The organism is Arcobacter siniprincipis (SeqCode), from assembly GCF_048571125.1.
Lineage (GTDB): Bacteria > Campylobacterota > Campylobacteria > Campylobacterales > Arcobacteraceae > Arcobacter > Arcobacter siniprincipis.
Genome location: NZ_CP182343.1, coordinates 1,742,867 through 1,762,330, shown reverse-complemented (window position 1 = coordinate 1,762,330; position 19,464 = coordinate 1,742,867). Strand labels below are relative to the sequence as shown.

The window sequence follows — 19,464 nt, the reverse complement described above, 5'->3', positions numbered from 1 at the left end:
TCATTTTAAGGTCTTTTCACAAGAAATTTATTTATATTTTTTAAGTAAACTATATTAATAATTAAGTTTAAAATAAAGCCAATTCTAATATAATATTTGCTTTTATAAAAACAAGGGATTAGAATGAGACATTTCTTAACAATTGCAGATTTTAGTAAAGAAGAATTATTAGAAATTCTAGAACTATCAAAGCAAATAAAAGCTGAAACAAAACAAAGAAATTTTAAAGAGTATTTACCTAAACAAGTACTTGGAATGATTTTTGAAAAAAGTTCAACAAGAACAAGAGTATCTTTTGAGACAGGTATTTATCAATTAGGTGGGATAGGACTATTCTTATCATCAAATGATATACAACTAGGACGAGGTGAACCAATGAGTGATACTTCACGAGTTATTTCAAGAATGGTTGATATGGTGATGATTAGAACCTTTGAACACTCAAAGCTTGAAGAGTTTACAAAATATTCAAAAGTACCTGTTATAAATGGACTAACTGATGATTTTCATCCAGTACAACTTATGGCTGATTATATGACAATTATGGAAGAAGGCAAAGATAAAGATTTGATTGCTGCATATGTTGGAGATGGAAATAATTTAGCCCATTCATGGCTTATGTTAGCATCAAAACTTGGATTTGAACTTAGAATTGCTACTCCTAAAGGTTATGAAGTTAAACAAGAGATTTTAAATAAAGCTTTAGAATTTGCAAAAGAATCAGGTGCAAAAATAATAATTGGAAATGATCCAATTGAAGCTATAAAAGATGCAACTGTTGTTACAACTGATACTTGGGTATCAATGGGACAAGAAGATGAAAAAGAAAAAAGAGTAAAAGATTTTGAAGGTTATATTGTAGATACAAAGCTTATGTCTTATGCAACTAATGATGCTATTTTCTTACACTGTTTACCTGCATATAGAGAATATGAAGTATCTGAAGAGGTATTTGAAGGACCTCAAAGTAAAGTATTTGAAGAAGCTGAAAATAGACTACATGCACAAAAAGGTGTTATGGTTTGGTTAGATGGAAAAAGAAATGATTGATTTTAAAAAATTCGAAAAATACTCAAAGCCAGGACCTAGATATACTTCATATCCAACAGCTCCTGAGTTTACAGAAGAATTTTCACAAGATGATTTAATAGATATTTTTTCAAAACAAGATTCATCAAGAAATCTTTCATTGTATCTTCATCTTCCATTTTGTAGAAGTGCCTGTTATTTCTGTGGATGTAATGTTATTTTCACATCTAAAGAAGATAAAAAAGTAAGATATTTAAAGTACTTGCAAAAAGAGTTAAAACTACTAGAAAAGAAGTTAGATACCTCAAGATTAGTGACTCAAATGCACTTTGGTGGAGGAACACCAACATATTTTTCTCCTGAACAATTAGATGAAGTTTTTACTATGATAAAAAGAAGTTTTCCAAACTTTAGTAGTGATGCTGAAATCTCATGTGAAGTGGATCCAAGATATTTTACAAAAGAGCACATGGATGTTCTTAAAAAAGGTGGCTGTAATAGACTTAGTTTTGGAGTTCAAGATTTAGATGAAGAAGTTCAAAAGACAATTCATAGAATCCAACCATATGAAACAACTCAAAATGTTGTGAATATAGCTAGGGAAGCTGGAATCAAATCTATAAATATAGATTTGATTTATGGTTTACCACATCAAAATAGAGAAACATTTAATGAAACACTTCGTAAAATAGTAAAACTTGATGCAGATAGATTTGCAGTATTTAATTATGCACATGTTCCTTGGCTTATGAAGACTATGAGGAAGTTTGATGAAACTACTTTTGCTCCACCTAGTGAAAAACTACTTATTTTAAAAGATACTATTGATTTTTTTACTAGTAATGGTTATAAAATGGTAGGTATGGATCATTTTGCAAAAGAAAATGATGAACTTTTTAAAGCAATTGAAAAAGGGGAATTACATCGAAATTTTCAAGGTTACACTACTAAAGGTGGAGCTGATTTAATAGGTATTGGTGTTACATCAATTGGTGATGGGGTTGATTATTATGCACAAAATTATAAAGATTTAAAACATTATGAAGAGGCTTTAGATAATGGTAAACTACCTACATTTAAAGGTTATAAATTAAGTGCAGATGACCAACTAAGACAATTCGTAATTATGGAACTTATGAGTAATTTCTCTTTAAATATTAAAAGAGTTGAAGAGAAGTTCCATATTGATTTTTTTGAATACTTCAAAGAAGATGTGAATGCTTTAGATGAGTTTATTGAAGCTGAACTAATGACATTAGATAAAGAGTTTATAAAAGTAAACCCCACAGGTGCAATGCTAATAAGAAACATTTGTATGCCTTTTGATGCTTATTTGAAAAAAATTCCTGAAAATAAAAGAAGGTTTAGTAAAACTATATAATGAAAGAAATTAATAAATTTGATTATACAAGCATTAGCGATGATTGTGTTAAATGTGGAAAATGTAAACCTGTATGTACAATATTTAATATAAATCAAGATGAAGCAACAAGTCCAAGAGGATTTATTGATTTATTAGGTGCATATGAGAGAAATGAATTAGAGTTAGATAAAACAGCAAAAGATATATTCGAAAGCTGTTTTTTATGTACAAACTGTGTTGAAGTTTGTCCAAATGACTTACCAACAGATATGATTATTGAGCAAGTTCGTTCTGATATTGCCAAAAAATATGGAATAGCTTGGTATAAAAGAGCTTTTTTCTTTTTGTTAAGACATAGAAAGATTATGGACTTTATGTCTAAACTTGGATGGATGTTTCAAACATGTGCTATAAAAATAGAAGAAAAAAGTAGTTCAGCTGTTCCTAGATTTTCTTTACCAATTGTAAAAAAAGATAGAGCCTTACCTTATGCAGATAAAAGAACATTTTTAAATAAATATCCGGAAAATATACCTGCAAATGTTGTAAATAAAGATACTAATATCAAAAATAGAGTTGCTATTTTTATTGGTTGTATGGGAAATTATAGTTATACAAATATTGGTGATAGTTTAGTTGATATTTTAAAAAAATTAGAAATAGATATTTTTATTCCTAAAAAACAATTATGCTGTGGTGCACCTGCATATTTTACAGGTGATTTTGATACTGTTGATTACTTAGTTAAAAAAAATATAGAGTATTTTGAAACTTGGATTGATGATGTTGATGCCATAATTATTCCTGAAGCTACCTGTAGTGCAATGATAAATCAAGATTGGGAACATTATTTATACAATCAACCCCAGTGGAAAGCAAGAGCTGTAAAACTATCTAAAAAAGTGTTTATGGCTACAAAATGGCTTGAGAATAATACAAAATTAAAAGAAGTACTAGCAAACTCTGGTAAAAAAATTGATGATGTAGTAACTTATCATGATCCCTGTCATGCTAAAAAGATGCAAAATGTTTGGAAAGAGCCAAGAGATTTATTAAAACAAAATTATATTTTAACAGAAATGAGTGATTCAAATAGATGTTGTGGTTTTGGAGGAGTTACTATGCAAACAGAAAAATATGACTTCGCAAAAGCAGCAGGTGCTCCAAAAGCTGCAATGATAAAAGAGACTAAAGCTCAAGTTGTAAGTGCAGAATGTAGTGCCTGTAGAATGCAAATTACAAATTCTTTGTATCAAGCAGATGTTGATGTTGTATTTAAAAATCCAATTGAATTGATAGCTGAGGCATTAGATTAATGGAGTTTTGGCAAAATATTTATTCTCAGTTTAACCCAATAGCATTTCATTTAGGTCCTGTTTCAGTTCATTGGTATGGGATTATGTATGCTCTTGCATTATTAAGTGCAATTTATGTTGCTAAATGGTTTATAAACTATGACAAAATAAATATCAAACAAGAGATTTTTGATTCATATATTTGGTGGGCAGAGATCGGAGTAATTTTGGGTGCAAGAATAGGATATGTCTTATTTTATGATACACATACTAAATATTATTTAACTCATCCATGGCAAATATTTAATCCCTTTGTTGATGGAACATATGTTGGAATTTCAGGAATGAGTTATCATGGAGCTTTTATTGGTTTTTTAATTGCTTCTCTTCTTTTTTGTAAAAAAAATAAAATCTCTTTTTGGTTTATAACTGATATTGCAGTTCTAGGAATTAGTTTTGGATATATATTTGGTAGATTTGGAAACTTCTTTAATCAAGAGCTTGTAGGAAGAGTTACAGACTTACCTTGGGGAATATATGTCGATGGTGTTTTAAGACATCCTTCTCAAATATATGAAGCATTCCTTGAAGGTTTGGTTATCTTTTTAATATTAGTGTATTTTAGAAATAGGAAAAAATTTGATGGACAATTAGCTATTATTTATGCATTGTGTTATTCAACTGCTAGAATAACTGCTGAGTTTTTTAGACAACCAGATGTTCAATTAGGATTTTTATATGGTGAATGGCTTACAATGGGTATGCTACAATCATTTTGTATATTAATTGTAGCAGTTTTAATTTTATTTATTATGAAAAAGAAATTATCATAATTTTTAGATTATTTAAGATTTAAATGCTGATATTTTGTAGTTAATTAGAAACTTCTTTATTCTTTTAATCTAGTCAGTTGGTGAAACCATGTTCTATAGCTAATTCATCAATTTTATTCTTTAATAAATCTAATCGCCAACCATGTCTATCAGCGAAGTTTTCTATTTCTGCTTCTCTTTGTTCAGGATCACAAAACACAAATATTCTTTTTAAGAATGGTTTTGGAACTTGTATTGCTATTAGTTGAAAATAATTCTCTTTACAACTTCTTGAACAAAATGCTTTGCTCATAGCAATCTTTTTTTTACAGAACGGACAGTGTGACATTAATTACCTTTCGGGATTATTTTATAATATTTTGCATTTGTAATATCTTGTAGATATTTAGGTTCAACTTCATGTAAAGCAATAATTTCTACTACTTTTTTATCAAAGAGCCAACCTTTTTGAGTGTCTTCAAGAATATGATTTTCAAACATCTCGACTAATTCATCTTTTGTCAAAATTAGTTCTTCCATTTAGGCACCCTTTATTATTTAGAATCTCTTCATACCTGTTTCGTCAATTACATATCCCTTATTAGAATGATTTCTAATTATTTCATAATAAGTTTTTTGTCTTATTTTGTTTACAATATTCCTCATTGTATAAATAGACATATTTTTACCTTTCCATACAATTTCTTTTATTGTATCATAATCAGTAATTTCTCCTCTTCTTGTAATAAGGAGTTTTAAAAAGCCTTTTTCAAGTCTTGTGAAATCAATTGCTGCTCCACCAGATTTAAAGAACTGATCTCTATATTCATCAAAATAAATTCCATTTTGGAATTCAACTTTGTCACCTCTTTTTGTCTGATTTAAGCACATTATAATTGCTAGTTTTAAATCTTGTAATCGCAAGGGTTTAGAAATAAATGTGTATGAATTACAATTTACAGCTGTAACTATATCTTCACTATTATCCTCACTAGAAATTATTATTTTAGGAAGAGTTTGTGCAATTTCAGCTAATTCAAAACAAAAATCTTTGAAAATCATACCATCACATTGAGTATCTATAATTACAAGGTCATAAGTACTTTGGCTTGACAAGATTAATGCATCTTTATTATTTGAGACAAAACTAACTTCTTTAAAATAATTATCTAAATCTTGCTCTAAAGACTTTTTAACATTTAAATCACTACTTACAACTAATAATTTTGCATTATTTAGTTTTCTAATATTTTTTAATGTTTTAATCATTCATTACTCTTTAATTGATTTATTTAGTTTTATTATAGCTAAATTTATTTTTCTTGTCAAAAGAAAATTATTTTTTAATAAAAAACTTTTTTATTTTACTTTAAATCACCCCAGCTATTACCTATAGCCACAGATACTTTTAAAGGTATCTCTAGTGTAAATATATTTTCCATTATTTTTTTCAAATCATTCGTTATTTCATCCAAATTTTCATTTTTAACTTCAAAAATAAGTTCATCATGAATTTGTAAAATCATTTTTAAATTTTCATTATTTTTATATTTTTCAAAGATTTTTATCATAGATAATTTTATCAAATCTGCTGCACTTCCTTGAAATTTTGTATTAACTGCTTCTCTTAAATAACCTATTCTTTGCATTGTATTTGCTGTGTTAAAATCAAATATTCTTCTTCTTTTGATTAAAGTTTCAACATATCCATTTTCTAAAGCAAAATCTTCAATTGATTTCATATATTCTTTTACATTTGTAAAGGCTTCAAAATAAGAATCAATATAAACTTTAGCCTCTTTGGGAGTTATTTTAAGGGTATCTGCTAGTTTTTTACTTCCCATTCCATAAAGTAATCCAAAATTAATTGTTTTTGCAATATTTCTTTTTTGCTTTGCTTCTTCTTCTCCAAATATTTTTACAGCTGTTTGACTATGAATATCTAAATCACTATTAAAAGCATCTACTAAGGCTTTATCTTTACTAAAGTGAGCCAATAATCTTAATTCTATTTGAGAATAATCAATACCTACAAGTTTATATCCATTTCTTGCAATAAAGGCTTTTCTTATCTCTCTACCTGCACTACTTTTTACTGGAATATTTTGTAAGTTTGGATTTTTTGAGCTAAGTCTTCCTGTTGCTGTTCCTGTTTGTAAAAAAGAAGTATAAATTTTATTTTCTTTATCTTTAGAAGCCAATTCTAAAAGGGGTTCTATATATGTAGATTGTAGTTTATAAGCTTCTCTATAATCTAATATTACTGAAATAATTTCATGTGAGTCTACTAATTTATTTAATACAACTTCATTTGTGCTATATCCAGTTTTCCCTTTTTTAGAAGCAGTTAATCCTAATGTTTCAAAAAGTATTACCCCTAATTGTTTTGGAGAATTTATATTAAATTTAGTTCCAGCAAGTGCATGAATCTTTTTTGTAAGCTCTTGAATATACTCTTGATTTTGAATTTTAAGATTTTCTAAGATTTGCGTATCTATTTTCACACCATTATTTTGCATATTTATTAACACATCAATAAATTTAAACTCATAATCATCTGCTATTTTTAAAAGATGTTCACAATTTTGTTTTTTAAACTCTTCTAATAGTTTAAAGTATATTTTATATGTCATTAAAGCATCTTCCGCTGCATAATTACAAGCATTTGAAATATCAACAGTAGAAAAGTCATCACCTTTTTTAACCACATCTTTAAAGGCAATCATTATATATTCAAAATAGTTTTTTGCTAAAGCATCAAGTCCTACTTTTGAACTACTATCTAATAACCAAGCTAAGATAATAGTATCAGCGAATAGTTTTAACTCAATATCAAAATTAAATTTTATAATGTCAAAATCATATTTAAAGTTTTGAACAATTAATTTAAACTTGTTTAATTTATTAATAGCATTTTTAGCATCAGATAGTGAAACTTGTTCTGGAACACCTAAGTATTTGTGAGCTATTGGGATATAGTATGCTTTATTATCTTCATAAGAAAAAGAAAAACCAACTATTTTGGCTATTTTTGTATCTAAACTAGTCGTTTCTGTATCAAAAGCTACAATTGAATCTTTAGGAATAGCATTTATTACCTCTTCTAGTTTTTCTTTTGTATCTAATAATATAAAATCATAATTTATTTTTTCTTTTACTTTTGGAAGTTCTGTTTTATAGTTAAGACCATTTTGATGAACTCTTTCAACTATTTTATTTAAATCATATTTTAGTAAAGTATCCTGGATTATCAAGATTGGGTTCTCTTTTGGTAATTCAAATTCATCTAAAATATCTATGCAATGACAATCTTTTTTTAAAGTTACCAATTCTTTTGAAATAAACGCCATCTCTTTATTTTCTAAAAGAAGTGTTTTCCATCTAGGCTTTGGTACACTTTCAATATTTTCATAAATATTTTCTAAAGTTCCAAACTCTTTTATTAAAGCTTCTGCTGTTTTAGCACCTACTCCTTTTACTCCTGGAACATTATCTGCACTATCGCCTAAAAGTGATTGGTAATCCGTAAATTGTTTAGGATGAACACCATATTTTTCATAACATTTTTCCTCATTTATTATCACTTTTTTTATAGGGTCAAATAAATAAACTGTATCATCATCAATCAATTGGTATAAATCTTTATCATGACTTACAATTCTAACTTCAAGGTTTTTTTCTCTTGCATCATGAGCAATTGAGGCAATAATATCATCGGCTTCAAAGCCACTTTTAATTGCCGTTTTAAATCCCATCTGTTCTATCCAAGAGATTGCGATGGGAAGTTGTTTTAATAAGTCTTCTGGTACATCTGGTCTATGAGATTTATATTGATCGTATATTTCATTTCTAAAAGTATTACCTTTTGAGTCAAGTGCAAAAACAATATAATCAGTTTGAAAATCTTTTCCAACATTTGATATAAAATTCATAAATCCTGTTAATAATCCTGTTGGAAAGCCATCTTTTGATTTTAAAGGTGGTAGTGCGTAAAAACTTCTAAATAAAAAGCCAAATGTATCTATTACAGTTATCGTTTTTTTTGCACTTAAATTATCATTATCCATTAAATTTTCCCTAGTTTTAAAGTTTTTATATTATAATGAAAAGATATAAAAATAAGTTTATTTAGGTTTTTAATGGGTTCAGATTTAGAAAAATTGAAAAATACAAACTATGAATTAAAAGAAATAATTAATAACTCATGGGATGGAATTGCTATTATTGATTTTAAGAGTAAATTCTTGTATGTAAATGATGCTCTAAGTCCAATACTTGGATATACAAGTTTAGAATTACTATCTTTAAATTTTGTTGATTTAGTTAATGAATCATACAAAATCTCGTTTTTACAACTTTTAAAAAATAATATGATAAATTCATATGATACAGATATGAATCTTGTTTGTACAAGAAAAGATAAGAAACCAATTTATCTTAAAGTGACTGTTTCTCTTATGTTAAATAAAAAGCTTTTTGTTTTAAATACTAAAGATATTACAAAACAAATCTCAGATGACCAAATTTTAAATGAATATGTTATCTCAAGTCATACAGATAAGTTTGGTTTTATTACTGAAGTCTCTGATGCTTTTTGTAAATTAACAGGTTATTCAAAAAGTGAACTATTAGGAAGATCACATGCAGTTATTCAACATGAAGACTCTCCTAAAGAACTTTTTGAAGATTTGTGGAGTAGTATAAAAAGTGGCAAAGAATGGACAGGGAAAATCAAAAATGTAAAAAAGAATAATGACATTTTTTGGGTAGACCTTAAAATAAAACCAATTTATAATAAATATGGTGATATTACTGGATTTACAGCTCTTATGTTTGATATTACTCATACTTTAGAACAATCTGAAAAACTATTAGTTCAAGATAATAAGCTAAATATTATGACAGATACTATTAGAACTATTTCTCATGAATGGAGACAACCACTTAATACAATTTCTATTATTGCTCAGAAACTGTCTCTTGACATAGATGATAATGGACCTTTTTATGAAGGCTTAAAAAAAATAAATGAAAGTGTAAAAACTTTATCAAATACAATAGAAGAGTTTAAATCCCTAATAGAGTTTGAGGGACAAAAAGAGGTAGTAGAATTAAAAAAATTGTTTGAAACTTTAATCAAACCATATAAAAGGGTCGTTAACTTCGAAATAATATGTGATGAAACTTTAATACTAGAAACCTATCAAGATAGATTAGTAACTGTATTTAATAATCTTGTTCAAAATTCTATTGAAGCAATGCAAAAAAATATGATGGAAGATAATAAAAGGATATTTATAGAAGTTAAAAAAATAAACGATTTTGTTGAATTATCCTTTCACGATAATGCAGGTGGAATCCCTAAACATAATATTTCCAAAATATTCGAACCATATTTTTCAACAAAAGATGAGAAACATGGTGTAGGATTAGGATTATACATTGTTAAAAGTATTATCGAAATGCATTTAAAAGGTACAATAGAAGTTAACTCAGTCTCAAATGAAACAACTATTAAAATAAAATTGCCTATAATAATTTAAAGGAAACAAAATATGATAATAATACCTGCAAGATTAAATTCTAGTAGATTTCAAAATAAAATCTTAGTTGATATACTTGGTTTACCTATGGTTATAAGAACTGCAAAACAAGTAAGTAGTTTAGATGATGTAACAATCGCTACAGATTCTGAGGATGTAATAAGATTAGCAAAAGAACATGGAATAAATGCTATTATCACTTCAAATGAACATCAAAGTGGAACGGATAGGATAAATGAAGCAGCCAAAAAACTCAATTTAAAAGAAGATGATATCGTTATTAATGTTCAAGCTGATGAACCTTTTATAGAAGTTGATGTGATAAAAGCTGTTATTAGTAGAGTAAAAGAAGTTAGAAACAATAAAGAAGATATTATGATTGTATCTTGCCATAAAAAGATATCTTCACAATTAGCAGATGATCCAAATCATGTAAAAGTATTATTAAATGACAAGGGAAATGCCACATATTTTTCTAGAAGCAAAATTCCATACTACCGAGACCACTATGAGAATGCCACATATAATGGACATTTGGGAATTTATGGTTTTACTGTCAAAAGTTTAGATGAGTTTTGTAAACTTCCTGCAGCACAAACTGAAAGTATAGAAAAACTTGAACAATTAAGAGCAATTTATCATGAAAAGAAAATTGCGATGGTTGAAGTAGAGTCTAAATCATTTGGTATTGATACAGAAGAAGATTTAAAAAATGCACTTAATATTTTTGCAAAATAAATTAATCTCAAACAAAATTTTAATATAAAATAGAAGGTATTATGAATAAAGATTTTTTTAAACAACTAAATATACTTTATGTGGAAGACCAAGAAGAAATAAGAAATTTCACTTCTAATATTTTAAATAGTATTATTGGTAAATTGTTTGTCTGCAACGATGGAGAAGAAGGTCTTGAATCATTTAAAAATAATCCTGATATAGATTTAATTATTGCTGATATTAATATGCCTAAAATGAATGGGTTAGAGATGATAAAAAGAATTAATGAAATTAATTCAAATATACCTAGTATCGTAACAACAGCACATACTGATTCTAGTTTTTATAAAAAATCTATTGAATTAGGTATTAGTTCATATTGTTTAAAACCTTTAGACTTATATGAATTAATAAAAAATATTACAAAATGTTTAGAACACAAGTTTTTAAAAAATATTATATATACTAGTAACAATAAATTTGATGACTCTATTCTTGAGTTACTAAATAAACAAGATAGTTTGGTAACTATTATAGAAGATGGGGAAATAGTTGCACAGAATGATATATTTTCAAAAAACTTCAAAGTATTTGATATAAATTTAGAAAAAATATTATTAGACAAAGAACAATTTTCTACGAAAGAAGAGTTGAAAACTACTCCTTGGTATGAGTTTATATCTAATTTAGATAATGAAAATGTCTTAATAAAGATAAAAGTAGTTGATGTTACAAGAACTTTTAAATTAAATGTTACAAAAATAGAAAAGGAAAAGATATATTTTCTAGTCTCTTTATTTGATATTACAAATTTAAATGAAAAATCAAATCTATTCGAATATAAATATAACCATGACTTAATAACAGGCTTATACAATCTAAATAAATTTCACAAGATTTTTTCAATTGAATCAAAAAGAGTTAGAAGATATAGAAAAGATTTATCTTTAATAAAACTAAGCGTAAAAAATATAGATGAAAAAATTATCTCTTATGAAGACTTTTTAAATGATATTAGTGAATTAATTAAAAATAATATTAGAGAACATGATATTTGTTTTAAAGCTGAAAAATCACATTTTATAGTTTTACTTCCAGAAACTGATTTAGATGGTGCATTAAATGTATCTTATAAACTTGAAAATATTTTAAATACAATGCTTATGAATAAAAAACTTTCTCAACACAGTTTTTTTGGAGTCGTTGAATTGAAAAATGATGATAATGAAGATCTTATTTTACAAAGATTAAGTTCTGCTTTAAACAAAGCACTAGAAAATGAAGAAGAGAGAATTTTTTACTTCTAAAAAGTAAAACTTTCTCCTAGGTAGTGTTCTCTTACGCTTACATCATTTCTAATCTCATCACTATTTCCAGAAGCTAATAATGTCCCACTTTTCATAACATATGCCCTATCACATATTTGAAGGGTTTCTCTTACATTATGATCTGTTATTAATACGCCTATACCTCTAAGTGTCAATTGATTGATAATCTCTTGAATATCTTTAACCGCAATTGGATCAACCCCTGCAAAAGGTTCATCAAGCAATAAAAAAACTGGTTTTGATACTAAAGCTCTTGCTATTTCTGTTCTTCTTCTTTCCCCTCCTGATAAAGAAATTCCTTTTCTTTGTCTAATAGGTTCAATATTAAAAACTTCAAGTAACTCTTCTACTCTTTTAAATTGTTCTGCCTTATCATTTGTAACAATTTGTGCTGCAAGCATTAAATTATCTTCTACACTTAAGTCTTTAAAAATAGATGACTCTTGTGGTAAATAGCCAATTCCTCTCAATGCCCTTTTATGCAAAGGTAGATTTGTAATATCTGTTTCATCAAGAAAAACTTTACCTGAACTTGGTTTTACAAGTCCACAAACTGTATAAAAAGTTGTAGTTTTACCTGCTCCATTTGGTCCTAATAAACCAACTATTTCTCCAGATTTAACTTCAAGTGAAATACCATGTAAAATTTGAGTTTTTTTAATGTTTTTGGTTATGTTTTCTATTCTTAATTTATGCATTAATTATATATCGCCTTTTATTTTCTAATTTTTCAATATCTATTTTAATAGTATGGAAGCCATAAGAGTTAAGAAGTTCATTTAATCTATCATCCCCCCACTCTACAAAATGAATACCTTCTTTTTCAAACTCTTCTAATAAGCCTAAAGATATAAACTCTTCTAAACTCTTATTATAAACATCATAATGGTAAATATTTTCCCCATAAATTGTTTGAATTGAAAAAGTTGGTGATGTAACTAAATCATCGATTTTCAAAAACTTTACATAGTTTTTAACTAAAGTAGTCTTACCACTTGCTAAATCACCTCTTAATAAAACAATTGACTCTTTTTTATCAATTATTTTATCTAATTTATTAATGATTTTAATTAAATCATTTTCTTCTAATATTAATTCTATTTTTTCCAAAACTACCCTATTTCATACTTTTAGAAAAATTAATGATTTGTTCAAGTTTTTCTTTTGCTTTTCCAGATTTAATAGCTTCTCTTGCTATTTCAATACCTTCTTTTATATCTTTTGCTTTATTATCAATAAATAGTGCAGCCCCAGCATTAAGTAATACAATATCAAGTTTTGCACCAGTTACTTTGCCTTCTAGGATATCTCTTGTGATTTTGGCATTTTCTTTTGCATCACCACCTAAAATATCATCTTTTGAATACATACCTAGGCCAAAATCTCTAGGGTCTATTATAAAATCACTTGTTCTTTGGTCAATTAATGTAGTTGCATAAGTAACATCACTAATTGAAATTTCATCCATTCCATCTTTTGAACTAACTACCATAGCTCTTCTTGTATCTAAAAGACTTAGAGCTGTAATCATTCTATGGATATATTCATCACTAAAAACACCAATTAATTGTTTTGACACTGTTGCAGGATTACTTAAAGGTCCTAAAATATTAAAAATAGTTCTATGTGGTATTGATTTTCGTATAGGCATAATATTTTTCATAGAAGGATGATGATTTTGAGCAAACATAAATACAAATCCAGTATTTTCTAGCATTTTTACTTGATTCTCAATACTCAAATTTAAATTTATACCAAGCTCTTCTAGCATATCAGCACTTCCTGATTTACTTGTAATACTTCTATTACCATGTTTTGCCACTTTTGAGCCACAAGCAACAAGCAGTAAGGATACAGTTGTTGAGATATTAAAACTATTTGATTTATCTCCACCAGTTCCACAATTGTCAATTAATTCATCTTTTAAAGAATAATCAACGGGTAAAGGAATAAAGTGATCTCTCATTGCATCAGCTGCTGCTGCTATTTGTTCAGCTGTTTCTCCATCTTCGTATAATTTGATTAAATACTCTCTTACTTCTTCAACAGGAAGTCTATTTTCAAAAATATCATCAAATTTTAGTTTATCAGTACTAAACATCATCTTTTCCTTTTATTTTTTCTATGTATTCTGTTTGTTTTGATTTTGGAGTTGATTTTGTTTGGGGAATTTGTAGTACTTTATACTCTTCTGTATACTCTAAATATTTAATTTCAATTAAATCTCCAACCTTAACTTCTTTTGCCTTTTTAACTGGCATGCCATTTATATGAACTACTTTATGCTCCAGCATATCTTCAGCAACTGCTCTTCTTTTTGTTATATTAACTGCGTTTAAAAATTTATCTATTCTCATAAACAAGATTATAGCTAAGATAAGATAAAATAACTCCTTAAAATTACTATGATATAGGATATAAAAATGAGTAAAAAAGAAGTAAAAAAAGTAGTATTAGCCTATAGTGGTGGACTTGATACATCTACAATACTAAAATGGCTTCAAGATGAATATAATGCTGAAGTTATTACATTCACAGCTGATTTAGGTCAAGGTGAAGAAGTTGAACCAGCTAGAATTAAAGCTTTAGCTTGTGGAATTAAACCTGAAAATATATTTATACTAGATATCAAAGAAGAGTTTGTAAAAGATTATGTATTTCCTATGTTTAGAGCAAATGCAATTTATGAAGGTGAATATTTATTAGGTACTTCAATTGCAAGACCTTTAATTGCAAAAAAACAAATTGAAATTGCACATAAAATGGGTGCAGATGCTGTTTCTCATGGGGCAACAGGAAAAGGAAATGACCAAGTAAGATTTGAATTAGGCTATCTAGGACTTGATTCTGAGATTACTGTTATTGCACCTTGGAGAGAATGGGATTTAAATTCTAGAGAAAAATTATTAGCTTATGCTAAAAAAAATGGAATTGAAATAGACAAAAAACATCTTGATAAAGATGGAAACCCAGCTATTAGCCCATATTCTATGGATGCAAATCTTTTACATATTTCATATGAAGGTTTACATTTAGAAAATCCAAATAATGAACCAGAAGAATCAATGTGGTTATGGACAACTTCTCCTGAAAAAGCTCCTGATGAAGCTGAATACATTACTATTGGGTATAAAAATGGTGATCCAATATCAATCAATGGGGAAGAATTATCTCCTGCAACATTACTTAAAAAATTAAATGATTATGGTAATAAACATGGAATTGGAAGAGTTGATATTGTAGAAAATAGATATGTAGGTATGAAAGCAAGAGGATGTTATGAAACTCCAGGTGGAACAATTATGTTAAAAGCTCATAGAGCTATTGAATCTATATGTTTAGATAGAGAAGCTGCTCATTTAAAAGATGAAATGATGCCTAAATATGCAAAACTAATTTATCAAGGATATTGGTTTTCTCCAGAGAGAGAAATGCTTCAAGCTGCAATTGATGCAACTCAAGTAAATGTTGAAGGTACTGTAAGATTAAAACTTTACAAAGGTAATGTTATGGTTGTAGGAAGAGAATCTGTTAACTCTTTATATTCAGAAGCTCACTCTACATTTGAAGAAGACGAAGTATATAATCAAAAAGATGCAGAAGGTTTTATTAGACTTAATGCTCTTAGATTTATCATCGCAGGTCAAAAGAAAAAAAATAATTAACTAAGGTGGTTAAAAAATAACCACCTCTCCCCTTCCCAAATATATATTCTGTGCTATCATCTATATTATTAATTATATAAAAATTATTATATAACTTAAGATTATGATTTTCTATTAAATAGTTTAATTCTAGATTATTTGTAACTAAAATGCTACTATCTTATAATAAAATTATATATTAAGGATATTAAATGAACTATTTAAGCGATTTGATCACTATAATGAGTATAAACTCTTATACAAAAAATAAAGATGGTGTTGATAAAGTTGGCAAACACATGTCAAGATGGCTGGAAGATTTAAACTTTCAAAAAAATAGCTACTCTCGTGAATTAATAGGTGATCACTTACTTTTTTTATCAAAGAAAAGAAATGGCACAAAAATTCTACTTTTAGGACATAATGATACCGTATTCCCTCCTGATACTTTTGAATCTGTTACAGAAGATGAAGATTGGATTTATGGGCCTGGTGCTTGTGATATGAAAGGTGGCAATATTGTTGCTTTACAAGCTCTTAGAAATATTTTTATTACAAATAAAGAAATTCATAATATAGATTTTTTACTTGTATCAGATGAAGAGTCTGGAAGTGATGATTCTAAACTTGTAACTTCAAATATTGCAAAAAATTATGATATATGTTTTGTTTTTGAAGCAGCTGGTGAAAATATGGAAGTTGTTACTCAAAGAAAAGGTGTAGGAACTTTTACAATAACAATTGAGGGAAAAGCTAGTCATGCTGGGAATCATTATGATAAAGGTATTGATGCTAATTTAGAAGCTAGTTTTAAATTACAAGATTTAGTTAAATTGACAAACCTTGATTTAGAAACTACTGTAAATGTTGGAAAGATTAATGGTGGAATTGGAGCAAATACAATATCCCCTAAATGTGAAATTACTTTAGAAATAAGATACACCTCAAATGATGAAAAACAAAGAGTTTTAAAGGGTATAGACAAAATAGTAGATAAATCTTATATAAATGGGACTATATCTACATTAACAGGTTCAATCCAAAGAGATGTTATGCAAGAAAATCCTAATCAATTAGATTTAATCACTCAAATAGAAAAAATTACCAATAGTAAAATATTAACTGAAAAAAGAGGTGGAGTAAGTGATGCAAATATTGTTGCCTCCTGTGGAGTTACAACCTTAGATGGATTTGGTCCATTTGGAGATGGTGATCACACAGTAAAAGAAAGAGCCTTGAAAAGTAGTTTTCAAGCTAGAATTGATTTAATGACTAAAATTTTAGCTCATTTTCAAAATAATGATTAAAAGGAATTATTATGGATAGAAAAATAGGTATGTGGCTTTATCAAAATGGTGGTGGAGATGTTATAGAAACAAAAATGATAGAAAAATTAAAAGAGAGAAATATTGAAACAATTCCTAATTTAAATTTACGAAATGCTATTGCAAAAAATGGTCATATTGTTTATGATAAAATGAAATTAGATAAACTTGACTTGTTTTTTTCTTATAATGCAGGAGAACAAACTCAATATCAAATGTATTTGTATAAAGCTTTAAATAGAGTTATTCCTATGATTAATAATTATGATTCTTTTGAACTAACAGAAGATAAGTTTCATACAGCATTTTGGCTAAGAACAAATGGTGTAAAAACTGCAGATTATAAACTTTGTCATAGGGATGATACTCATCATTTAAATACTATTATGAAGAAATGGTCAAAAATGGTCTATAAACCAACTGATGGTTGGGGTGGAGTTGGTCTTACTAAAATAGAAAATGAAGAAACATTAGATATGCTTATTCCTTTTTTAAATCAAATGGATTTAAGATACTTTTATGTTGAAAAGTTTATTGAATATGATAATACTGATTATAGAATTGATATTGTTGATGGACAATTTGTAGGATGTTACGGTAGAAAAGCAGGTGGAAATGATTGGAGAACAAATGTCACAAGTGGTGGAAGTGTATTTTTAAGGGAAGCAAATGATGATGTAATCAATTTGGCACTAAAAGCAGCTAAAGTTACAGGACTTGATATTGCAGGTGTTGATATAATTTATGATAGAAAAAAAGAAGAATTTGTTGTTTTAGAAGTAAATGGAATACCTGCTTTTGCAACACCAGAACAAGAAAAATTAGGGTTAGATTTCAATGATAAAAAAATAGATTTGATTGTAGATTTAATTGATAGAAAAACTAAAAAAGGGGATAAAAAATGAAAAAGCTACCAAAAATAGGATTATTATATCTTGATTATGTAATGAGGTTTTTTGATAAATCAAATTTTAAAGGCTGGCCTGATAAAATTGAAACTGTTACTTATCATTGGAAAAATGATAAAGCAAGATTCATAAAAGAAATCAAAAGAAAAAAAATTAAGATATTAATTGGTAATATTCCTGCAACTGCTTATGAAACTTTTGTTCAAATATCAAAAGAACTCCCTGATCTGAGATTTGTACCTTCAATTGAAACACAATTTTCAAATAGATCAAAAGAGAATGTTACCCTCTTTTGTAAAAAGTATAAAATTTCTATTCCTAAAACAAAAATCTTTTATGATAAAGATGAAGGTTATGAATATTTAAAAAATAAAGCAACTTATCCTCAAATCATAAAAAGAAGTTATGGCCCATCAAATTATGGTGGTTATTTTGTCCATAAAGCAGATAGTTTTAAAGATGCAAAAAAACTTTTAGATGAAAAAAAATATAACCCAATTTATACTCAAAATGCTATTGATTTAAAGGATTCTGGAGATATAAGAGTAATGCTTATTGGGCATAAGCCAATTTGTGCATTTTGGAGATATTCAGGTAAAAATCAATGGATAACAAATACTTCACAAGGAGGTTCGATGTCTTATGAAAATATTCCTATGAATGCTCTAGAACTTGCTGTAAAAGCAAGTAAAGCTGCAAAAGCAGAATACTGGGCTTGCGATATTGCAATTAGTGCAAAAACTGGAAAAGCATATATTTTAGAGTGTGCGACAGCATTTGCAGCATTTCCTTATATAAGAGATTGGATTTGTCAATATTTGATGTGGGATTTTTCAAAAGGAAGATTTAAAAAACCTCATGTTCCATTATTCTCATGGGAAGAATTAGGAAAAATTGATTCCTCTTTATTACGAACTATGAGAAACATTGGATTTAGTAAATATAAACCAAGCTTTGATGGAGAATATTATCTAAATGATACAAAAGATAATTTTGATATGTCTTTGACTGAAATAAGTAATAATGGGGATGTTCCAGATTCAATTGCACCTGATAAAAATGCTAATCAATCTAAAAATAGTAAAAAAACTGAAGATGAATATGAAAAGAAAAGAATAAATTTAAATGAAGCTACTTTAACTGATTTAATGTCTTTGTATGGGATGGAAGAGGATTTGGCTATAGAAATAAAAGAGTATTTAGAAGAAAATATTATCACTGATAGTTCTGATTTACTTGAATTAGAATCAATAGATTCTCAGATGTTAAAATCTTGGGATGAAAGTATCGATGATATGAGAATAGATATTAATACTGCTACTATAGAGATTCTAAAAAAAATAAATGGAATTGGGCCAAAACTTGCAAAAATTATTCTTGATTATAGAAAAAAAGTGACAAGTTTAAAAGATATCAATGAATTAAAAGAGCTAGAAGGTATTGGGAAAAATAAATTTAGTCAATTGAAGTCTAGATTAAAAATAGGAGAATGATTTT

The 19,464-nt window shown here is 27.4% G+C and carries 19 protein-coding genes; 11 read left to right on the top strand and 8 right to left on the bottom strand.

Features of this window, described 5'->3' with window-relative positions; all coding sequences use genetic code 11:
• Positions 1 to 123: 123 nt before the first annotated feature.
• Genes argF through lgt form a run of 4 tightly spaced genes read left to right on the top strand, consistent with a single transcriptional unit; the run spans position 124 to position 4,520 of the window.
• Entirely contained in the window at positions 124 to 1,050 is a 927-nt protein-coding gene (gene argF / locus ACNI3D_RS08825) for an ornithine carbamoyltransferase (RefSeq protein WP_129099233.1), read from the top strand.
• Complete coding sequence (gene hemN / locus ACNI3D_RS08820; RefSeq protein WP_419766738.1) at positions 1,043 to 2,410, top strand: oxygen-independent coproporphyrinogen III oxidase; 1,368 nt, start codon at positions 1,043 to 1,045, stop codon at positions 2,408 to 2,410. Before argF ends, hemN begins: the two co-directional genes overlap by 8 nt.
• Positions 2,410 to 3,708, top strand: coding sequence for a (Fe-S)-binding protein (locus ACNI3D_RS08815; RefSeq protein ID WP_419766737.1), 1,299 nt, complete (start codon positions 2,410 to 2,412; stop codon positions 3,706 to 3,708). The genes hemN and ACNI3D_RS08815 overlap by 1 nt, the downstream gene beginning before the upstream one ends.
• Positions 3,708 to 4,520 (top strand): prolipoprotein diacylglyceryl transferase, encoded by an 813-nt coding sequence (gene lgt / locus ACNI3D_RS08810; protein WP_419766736.1) that lies wholly within the window; start codon positions 3,708 to 3,710, stop codon positions 4,518 to 4,520. The genes ACNI3D_RS08815 and lgt overlap by 1 nt, the downstream gene beginning before the upstream one ends.
• Before the next feature lie 73 nt (positions 4,521 to 4,593).
• On the opposite strand, the gene ACNI3D_RS08805 is transcribed toward lgt, so the two are convergent.
• The 4 genes from ACNI3D_RS08805 to polA form a co-directional block, all read right to left on the bottom strand.
• Positions 4,594 to 4,812: a hypothetical protein gene (locus ACNI3D_RS08805; RefSeq protein WP_419766735.1), complete on the bottom strand. Its 219-nt coding sequence runs from the start codon at positions 4,810 to 4,812 to the stop codon at positions 4,594 to 4,596.
• Positions 4,813 to 4,847: 35 nt separating this feature from the next.
• A complete protein-coding gene (locus ACNI3D_RS08800; protein WP_129099229.1) occupies positions 4,848 to 5,039 on the bottom strand; it encodes a hypothetical protein in 192 nt (63 codons plus the stop codon).
• A gap of 18 nt (positions 5,040 to 5,057) precedes the next feature.
• Positions 5,058 to 5,768, bottom strand: a complete 711-nt coding sequence (locus tag ACNI3D_RS08795; protein WP_129099228.1) for a response regulator transcription factor — start codon at positions 5,766 to 5,768, stop codon at positions 5,058 to 5,060.
• Between the two features lie 95 nt (positions 5,769 to 5,863).
• Positions 5,864 to 8,566, bottom strand: a complete 2,703-nt coding sequence (polA, locus tag ACNI3D_RS08790; RefSeq protein WP_419766734.1) for a DNA polymerase I — start codon at positions 8,564 to 8,566, stop codon at positions 5,864 to 5,866.
• A gap of 72 nt (positions 8,567 to 8,638) precedes the next feature.
• Here polA and ACNI3D_RS08785 point away from each other — a divergent pair, with 72 nt between their 5' ends.
• The 3 genes from ACNI3D_RS08785 to ACNI3D_RS08775 are packed head-to-tail and all read left to right on the top strand — an operon-like array spanning position 8,639 to position 12,069.
• Complete coding sequence (locus ACNI3D_RS08785; protein ID WP_419766733.1) at positions 8,639 to 10,042, top strand: PAS domain S-box protein; 1,404 nt, start codon at positions 8,639 to 8,641, stop codon at positions 10,040 to 10,042.
• Between the two features lie 12 nt (positions 10,043 to 10,054).
• Positions 10,055 to 10,780: a 3-deoxy-manno-octulosonate cytidylyltransferase gene (gene kdsB, locus ACNI3D_RS08780; RefSeq protein ID WP_419766732.1), complete on the top strand. Its 726-nt coding sequence runs from the start codon at positions 10,055 to 10,057 to the stop codon at positions 10,778 to 10,780.
• A 41-nt stretch (positions 10,781 to 10,821) separates the two neighbouring features.
• Positions 10,822 to 12,069, top strand: coding sequence for a GGDEF domain-containing response regulator (locus ACNI3D_RS08775; RefSeq protein WP_419766731.1), 1,248 nt, complete (start codon positions 10,822 to 10,824; stop codon positions 12,067 to 12,069).
• On the opposite strand, the gene lptB is transcribed toward ACNI3D_RS08775, so the two are convergent.
• Genes lptB through ACNI3D_RS08755 form a run of 4 tightly spaced genes read right to left on the bottom strand, consistent with a single transcriptional unit; the run spans position 12,066 to position 14,447 of the window.
• Positions 12,066 to 12,788, bottom strand: a complete 723-nt coding sequence (lptB, locus tag ACNI3D_RS08770; protein WP_129099223.1) for an LPS export ABC transporter ATP-binding protein — start codon at positions 12,786 to 12,788, stop codon at positions 12,066 to 12,068. The two genes, ACNI3D_RS08775 and lptB, sit on opposite strands and share 4 nt — an antisense overlap.
• Positions 12,781 to 13,200, bottom strand: a complete 420-nt coding sequence (gene tsaE, locus ACNI3D_RS08765) for a tRNA (adenosine(37)-N6)-threonylcarbamoyltransferase complex ATPase subunit type 1 TsaE (RefSeq protein ID WP_419766730.1) — start codon at positions 13,198 to 13,200, stop codon at positions 12,781 to 12,783. The genes lptB and tsaE overlap by 8 nt, the downstream gene beginning before the upstream one ends.
• Before the next feature lie 7 nt (positions 13,201 to 13,207).
• Positions 13,208 to 14,191 carry an anthranilate phosphoribosyltransferase gene (trpD, locus tag ACNI3D_RS08760; protein ID WP_419766729.1) on the bottom strand — a complete coding sequence of 328 codons (984 nt, stop codon included), beginning with the start codon at positions 14,189 to 14,191 and terminating at the stop codon, positions 13,208 to 13,210.
• Positions 14,184 to 14,447, bottom strand: a complete 264-nt coding sequence (locus ACNI3D_RS08755; RefSeq protein ID WP_419766728.1) for a S4 domain-containing protein — start codon at positions 14,445 to 14,447, stop codon at positions 14,184 to 14,186. Before ACNI3D_RS08755 ends, trpD begins: the two co-directional genes overlap by 8 nt.
• 66 nt (positions 14,448 to 14,513) lie before the next feature.
• Here ACNI3D_RS08755 and ACNI3D_RS08750 point away from each other — a divergent pair, with 66 nt between their 5' ends.
• The 4 genes from ACNI3D_RS08750 to ACNI3D_RS08735 all read left to right on the top strand — a co-directional run bounded on the left by ACNI3D_RS08750 (position 14,514) and on the right by ACNI3D_RS08735 (position 19,460).
• Positions 14,514 to 15,755, top strand: a complete 1,242-nt coding sequence (locus ACNI3D_RS08750; RefSeq protein WP_129099219.1) for an argininosuccinate synthase — start codon at positions 14,514 to 14,516, stop codon at positions 15,753 to 15,755.
• Between the two features lie 191 nt (positions 15,756 to 15,946).
• Complete coding sequence (locus ACNI3D_RS08745; RefSeq protein ID WP_419766727.1) at positions 15,947 to 17,041, top strand: M20 family metallopeptidase; 1,095 nt, start codon at positions 15,947 to 15,949, stop codon at positions 17,039 to 17,041.
• A gap of 8 nt (positions 17,042 to 17,049) precedes the next feature.
• Positions 17,050 to 17,964 carry an ATP-grasp domain-containing protein gene (locus ACNI3D_RS08740; protein WP_419768985.1) on the top strand — a complete coding sequence of 305 codons (915 nt, stop codon included), beginning with the start codon at positions 17,050 to 17,052 and terminating at the stop codon, positions 17,962 to 17,964.
• Positions 17,961 to 19,460, top strand: a complete 1,500-nt coding sequence (locus tag ACNI3D_RS08735; RefSeq protein ID WP_419766726.1) for a helix-hairpin-helix domain-containing protein — start codon at positions 17,961 to 17,963, stop codon at positions 19,458 to 19,460. Before ACNI3D_RS08740 ends, ACNI3D_RS08735 begins: the two co-directional genes overlap by 4 nt.
• Positions 19,461 to 19,464 lie beyond the last annotated feature (4 nt).